Raw genomic sequence first — 6,222 nt, 5'->3', positions numbered from 1 at the left:
AGGTCGGCGCGCTGCCGCGCTGAGGCCCGGCCCGCGCCGGTGGCGCGGGCATCCGTCGTCACGGGCCGGCGCGTCGCCGGCCCGCCTCCCCCACGCCCAGGGATCGCCGCCATGTTCCGCCGCCTGCTCGCCGCCGCAGGGTTCGTCCTAGCGCTGTCCGCCCCGCCCGCCGCGGCGCAGGGCAGCCTCAACATGCTCTGTGCGCCGGCCGCCGACTGGTGCGAGGCGATCGCGGCGGCCTTCCAGCGCGACACCGGCATCCGCGTGAACATGACGCGCAAGTCGGCCGGCGAGATCCTGGCTCAGGTCACCGCGGAGGCGCAGAACCCGCGCACCGACGTGTGGTTCGGCGGCAGCGCCGAGACCCACATCACCGCGGCGCAGCGCAACCTGCTGCAGACCTACACCTCGCCCAACATGGCGCAGCTGCACGACTGGGCGGTGGCGGCGCACCGCGCGGCGCAGCAGAACTGCGTCGGCGTGTCCTCGGGCGCGATCGGCATCGCCTGGAACACCGAGCTGATGCGGCGGAAGAACCTGCCCATCCCGCGCAGCTGGGAGGACCTGCTGAACCCCGCCTATCGCGGCGAGGTCCAGCTGCCCAACCCGAACAGCTCCGGCACCGCCTATACGATCATCGCCGGGCTGGTGCAGCTGTGGGACGAGGATCGCGCCTTCGACTACCTGCGCCGCCTGAACGCCAACGTGAACGCCTATACCCGCAGCGGCGCGGCGCCGATGCAGGCGGTGGCGCGCGGCGAGACGGCGCTGGCGGTCAGCTTCAACATGGAAGTCGCCTCCATGCAGCAGGCCGGCTTCCCCATCGACATCACCTATCCCACGGAAGGCACCAGCTACGAGGTCGCCTGCCTGTCCATCATCCGCGGCGCGCGCAACCTGGCGCAGGCGCGGCGCTTCGTGGACTGGTACCTGACCGCCGCCGCGATGGACATCGGCCCCCGCGTGAACCAGTGGCACGTGCCCGCGCATCGCGGCGCCGCGACGGATCCGCGCATCCCGGATCTCTCGCGCATCCGGCTCGTCGACTACGACTTCGCCCGGTTCGGCGACGCCGAGGTGCGCCGCCGTATCCTGGCGCGCTGGGACCGCGAGATCGGGTCGCTGCCGCGATGAGGCGCGCGCTCGCGCTCGGCGCGTTGCTGCTGCCGCTGCCGGTGGCGGCGCAAGGGCAGGCGGGAGGGCAGCTGAACCTCTACTGCTCCGCCACCATCGAGTGGTGCAACCCGATCGCGCGCGGCTTCGAGCGCGAGACGGGGATCCGCGTGATCCTCAACCAGCGCTCCACCGGGGAGATGCTGGCGGCGATCCGCGCGGAGGCGCGCAACCCGCGCGGCGACGTGTGGTGGGGCGGCACCGGCGATCCGCATGTGGCGGCGGGCGAGGAAGGGCTGACCCAGCCTTACGACAGCCCGCGCATCGCGGAGCTGCACGACTGGGCGCAGGCGCAGTGGCGCCAGACGCAGGGGCGGACGGTCGGCGTCTATGCCTCCGTCCTCGGCTTCGGCTTCAACACGGAGCTGATCGCGCGCCGCAACCTGCCCGCGCCGCGCTGCTGGGCCGACCTGCTGAACCCCGCCTACCGCGGCGAGATCCAGATGGCGAACCCGAACAGCTCGGGCACCGCCTACATCGTCATCGCGACGCTGGTGCAGATGATGGGCGAGGACCCGGCCTTCGACTACCTGAAGCGCCTGCATGGTTCGATCAACGCCTATCCGCGCAGCGGCACCGCGCCGATCACCGCGGTGGCGCGCGGCGAGACGGCGCTCTCCATCTCCTTCGTGCACAACGCGGCAGAGGAGGCGGCAGCGGGCTTCCCGGTGGGCCATGCGGTCCCCTGCGAAGGCACGGGCTACGAGATCGGCTCCATGTCGATCATCCGTGGCGCGCGCAACCTGGCCAATGCGCAGCGCTTCTACCACTGGGCGCTGAGCGCCGAGGCGCAGCTGGCCGCCAGCCAGGAAGCGAAGAAGCTGCAGACCATGGCGAACCGCAACGTGCCGCTGACGGACGGCGCGCCCAACATGGCGACCGCGCGCATCATCGACTACGACAACGCTCGCTTCGGTTCCAGCGCGGAGCGGCGCCGCCTGCTGGCGCGCTGGGACCGCGAGGTCGGCGCGCTTCCCCGATGAGGAGGGCGCGATGATGTTCGCGGGCTCCTCGCTGTTCTTCTGGCTGATGGCCGCTATCGGGGCGGTGGTCGTGCCCTGGCACATGCAGCAGGACGGGCTGACGCTGACCGGCCTCGTCGCCTTCGGGCTGGAGGATCCGGAAGCCGCTTCCGCGCTGTGGCAGGCGCTGGCGCATGGGCGGTTCTGGTTCTGGCCGGTGATCGGCGCCATCGCGCTGGCGCTGCCCGGTGCGCTCCCGGCGGGCCCGGCGGCGCGGCGCGCCGCCTTCCTGCTGGCCGGCGGCGGTCTCGGGCTGGCCGCCATCGTCGCGCAGGGCATGGCCATCGGCGTGCAGGGCTGGTCCTGGCCGTGGCTGGAGGCGAGCTTCGGGGAGCTGGGCGACCGGCAGTTCGGCATCGGCCTCGGCGGCTGCATGGCGTTCCTGGGCTGCCTGGTGCTGTTCACCGACGGGCTGGCGCTGCGCGGCCTGTTCAAGGGGGACCGCTTCGTCTCCGGCGCGGTCGGGCTGCTGGTGGCATCCATCCTCGTCTTTACCGCCTGGCCGGTGCTGACGATGCTGAGCCAGATGTTCACGCCGCGCGGCGATCTCGGCGTGGCGGCCGCCATGGCGGACCGGCTGTTCGACGGGAAGATCTGGGGTCTCGCCTGCCTCGGCGGCCCGGTGAATTGCGGGGTGTTCTGGAACACCCTGGCGCTGGCGACCAGCACCGCGACGGCCGCCACCATCCTCGGCCTGTGCTTCGCGCTGATCGTCACGCGCACGGCGTTCCCGGCCAAGCGCGCGATGCGGCTGCTGACGGTGCTGCCGATCATCACGCCGCCCTTCGTCATCGGGCTCGGCCTGATCCTGATCTTCGGCCGGTCCGGCGTGGTGAACCAGATCGTCGAGGCGACCACGGGCGTGCAGCTCGGCCGCTGGATCTACGGCTTCGACGGCGTGTTCCTGGCGCAGGTCTTCTCCTTCACGCCCACCGCCTTCCTGGTGCTGATCGGCGTGGTGGAGGGCATCTCGCCGAGCATGGAGGAGGCGTCGCAGACGCTGCGCGCTTCCAAGATGCGCACGTTCCGCGCGGTGACGCTGCCGCTGATGATCCCGGGGCTGGCGAATGCCTGGCTCGTGGTCTTCGTCGAATCGCTGGCCGATTTCGGCAACCCGATCGTGCTGGGCGGGTCCTATGGCGTGCTGTCCACCGAGATCTTCTTCGCCGTCGTCGGCGCGCAGCAGGATTTCGGCCGCGCCGCGGTGCTGGCGGGCATCATGCTGGTGGTCGGGCTCTGCGCCTTCCTGCTGCAGCGCGCGGTGGTGGGGCGGCGGTCCTACGTCTCGGTGACGGGCAAGGGCGATGCGGGGCTGCAGCAGACGCTGCCGAAGCCGGTGAAGGTCGTCGCCTTCGCCGTCGCCATTCCATGGGCGATCCTGACGATGACCGTCTACTGCATGGCGCTGGCCGGCGCCTTCGTGCGGGTGTGGGGGCGCGACTGGACGCCGACGCTCTCCCACTTCCGGCGCGCCTTCGCGATCGAATGGGCGGCGGACGGCCGCATCCTGTTCTCGGGCGGGGCGTGGCATTCGCTGTCCACCACCATCGAGCTGGCCGCCATCGCGGCGCCGATCACCGCCGGCATCGGGCTGCTGGCGGCCTGGGTGCTGACGCGGCAGCGCTTCGCCGGCCGCACCGCGCTGGAGTTCAGCCTGATGCTGACCTTCGCCGTGCCCGGCACGGTGATCGGCGTGGCCTACATTCTGACCTACAACATCCCGCCGCTGGAGATCACCGGCACGGCGATGATCCTGATCGCCTGCTTCGTGTTCCGGAACCTGCCGGTCGGCGTGCGCAGCGGCGTCGCGGCGATGAGCCAGCTGGACAAGAGCCTGGACGAGGCCGCGATCACGCTGCGCGCCTCCACCTTCCGCGCGCTGACCACGGTGGTGCTGCCGCTGCTGAAGCCGGCCATCGTCACGGCGCTGGTCTATTCCTTCGTGCGCGCCATGACGACCGTCTCGGCGGTGATCTTCCTGGTCTCGGCGGAGTACGAGATGGCGACGGTGTTCATCATCAACCGCGTGATCAACGGCGACTACGGCCTGGCGATCGCCTACTGCGCGGTGCTGATCGTGCTGATGATGTCGGCGATCGGCCTGATCAACCTGGCCGTCGGCCGCCGCAAGCTGGGGCGCCGCGCCGCGGCGGCGCCCGCCGTCCTGCCCGTCGGAGGCCGCGCCTGATGATTCCCGCCAAGCTCAGCGGCGCCGAGGTCCGGCTGGAAGCCGTCGGCAAGCGCTACGGCCAGGTGCAGGCGCTGAAGCCGATCGACCTCGTCATCAAGGGCGGCACGCTGGTGACCCTGCTCGGCCCCTCGGGCTGCGGCAAGACCACGCTGCTGCGCCTGATCGCGGGGCTGGAGCAGGCGACGGAGGGCCGCCTCTTCATCGGCGGCCGGGACGTCACGCTGCTGCCGGCGGGCGAGCGCAACGTCTCCATGGTGTTCCAGTCCTATGCGCTGTTCCCGCATATGAGCGTGCTGGACAACGTGGCCTATGGCCTCGTCTCCTCCGGCCAGCGCAAGCGCGACGCGCACGCCAGGGCGGAAGCCGCGCTGGAGACGGTGGGGCTGAAGGGGCTGGGCGGGCGCCTGCCCTCGGAACTCTCGGGCGGGCAACAGCAGCGCGTGGCGGTGGCGCGCGCGCTGGTGCTGGAGCCGGAGGTGCTGCTGTTCGATGAGCCGCTCTCCAACCTCGATGCGCGGCTGCGGCGCTCGATGCGGGAGGAAATCCGCGCGCTGCAGCAGCGGCTCGGCCTGACGGTCGTCTATGTCACGCACGACCAGTCGGAGGCGCTGGCGGTCTCCGACACCATCGTGGTGATGCGCAATGCGGAGATCGCGCAGGCCGGCACGCCGGCGGAGCTCTACACCCAGCCGAACTCGGTCTTCGTCGCGACCTTCATGGGCGAGGCGAACCACATCCGCGGCGTGATCGAGGGCATCGCCGATGGCGCGGCGCAGGTGGCGCTGGACGCGCTGCGAATCGTGCTGCCGCATCGCGGCCTGGCCGCCGGCCCGGCCGACGTGGTGGTGCGGCCGGAGGCGATCCGCATCGTTGCGGCGGGCGAGGCGGGCGTGCTGCCCGCCACGGTCTCGCGGGCGACCTACATGGGATCCCACAGCGAATACTACCTGGCGACGCCGGTGGGCGAGCTGTTCGCGATGGCGCCGGACCGCCTGGTGCGTCGCGCGCCCGGAGAGCCGGTGGGCGTGCGGCTGGACCCGGAGGGCGTCGTCCTCGTCCGTCCTTGACGGCAGGCGACGCGTTCCGGCCGCGCTGAACTTCCCGGGCGGCACGCAGGCGTCATTGGCCGCCGGCTGCCGGCTCTGCCACGCAGCGGCGATGAGGACGCCGATCGCCACGCCCCTGCTGGTAGCGGTCACGCTCGCCGCGGCGATCGGGCCGCTCTGGGTGTCGGGCCTGCCGGAAAGCTTCGCGAGCAGCGGGCAGGATGCGGACGTGGCGCTGCTGTGGCTGAACGGCTTCGGCGCCGAGATGGCGCAGGGAAGCTGGTGGCCGCGCTGGCTGTTCGAGGGCAACCGTGGCTTCGGCAGCCCCGCCTTCCTGTTCTACCCGCCGCTGGCCTACTGGGTCGCAGCCGGGCTGCAGCGCGCGCTGCGGCTGGAGGCGGCGGATGCGCTGGTGCTGGCCGCGATGCTGTGGCGCGTCGGCGCCGCGGCGCTGGCCTATGTCTGGCTGCGGCGCCATGTCGGGCGGCTGGCAGCGCTGGCGGGCACGGCGCTGTTCTCGCTGCACGTGCACGACATGCTGGTCGAGCCGCTGGTCGGCTTCCCCTATGCGGAGCTTGCCGGGACCTGCTTCCTGCTTCTGACGCTCATCGCGGCGGAGACGCGAAGGCCGGCACCCTGGGTCGCGGCTGCCTTCGCGTTGCTGGTGCTGACGCACCTGCCTTCCGCCGTGCTGGCCGGCGGCGTGGTGCCGGCCTGGGCCTGGGTGGCGGCGGGCGCGGGGCGCGCCGGGCTGCTGCGCGCGGCGACGGTGCTGGCCGGCTGCCTGCTG

Annotated in this window: 5 protein-coding genes; all 5 read left to right on the top strand. The window is 71.9% G+C overall.

The features are described from left to right. Window positions 1–111 precede the first annotated feature (111 nt). On the top strand, window positions 112–1,134 hold the full coding sequence (locus OZN99_RS23055; protein ID WP_270937604.1) for an ABC transporter substrate-binding protein: 1,023 nt from the start codon (window positions 112–114) through the stop codon (window positions 1,132–1,134). Then, window positions 1,131–2,156: an ABC transporter substrate-binding protein gene (locus OZN99_RS23050; RefSeq protein ID WP_270937603.1), complete on the top strand. Its 1,026-nt coding sequence runs from the start codon at window positions 1,131–1,133 to the stop codon at window positions 2,154–2,156. The genes OZN99_RS23055 and OZN99_RS23050 overlap by 4 nt, the downstream gene beginning before the upstream one ends. 10 nt (window positions 2,157–2,166) lie before the next feature. Next, window positions 2,167–4,383 (top strand): ABC transporter permease, encoded by a 2,217-nt coding sequence (locus tag OZN99_RS23045; protein WP_270937602.1) that lies wholly within the window; start codon window positions 2,167–2,169, stop codon window positions 4,381–4,383. Then, the gene (locus OZN99_RS23040; RefSeq protein ID WP_270937601.1) at window positions 4,383–5,453 is read left to right on the top strand and encodes an ABC transporter ATP-binding protein; all 1,071 of its coding nucleotides are present in this window, start codon (window positions 4,383–4,385) and stop codon (window positions 5,451–5,453) included. The genes OZN99_RS23045 and OZN99_RS23040 overlap by 1 nt, the downstream gene beginning before the upstream one ends. 91 nt (window positions 5,454–5,544) lie before the next feature. Continuing rightward, a partial coding sequence (locus OZN99_RS23035; RefSeq protein WP_270937600.1) for a hypothetical protein occupies window positions 5,545–6,222 on the top strand: 678 nt, incomplete at its 3' end.

Origin of the sequence: Falsiroseomonas oryzae, assembly GCF_027856955.1 — a bacterium.
Lineage (GTDB): Bacteria > Pseudomonadota > Alphaproteobacteria > Acetobacterales > Acetobacteraceae > Falsiroseomonas > Falsiroseomonas oryzae.
The sequence above is the reverse complement of the archived record's forward strand: the minus strand, read 5'-3'. Positions and strand labels throughout refer to the sequence as shown.

Bases quoted from the DNA above. Each gene is read 5' to 3' on its own strand.
- OZN99_RS23055 (WP_270937604.1), top strand. From the start codon at position 112: ATGTTCCGCCGCCTGCTCGCCGCCGCAGGGTTCGTCCTAGCGCTGTCC.
- OZN99_RS23050 (WP_270937603.1), top strand. From the start codon at position 1,131: ATGAGGCGCGCGCTCGCGCTCGGCGCGTTGCTGCTGCCGCTGCCGGTG.
- OZN99_RS23045 (WP_270937602.1), top strand. From the start codon at position 2,167: ATGATGTTCGCGGGCTCCTCGCTGTTCTTCTGGCTGATGGCCGCTATC.
- OZN99_RS23040 (WP_270937601.1), top strand. From the start codon at position 4,383: ATGATTCCCGCCAAGCTCAGCGGCGCCGAGGTCCGGCTGGAAGCCGTC.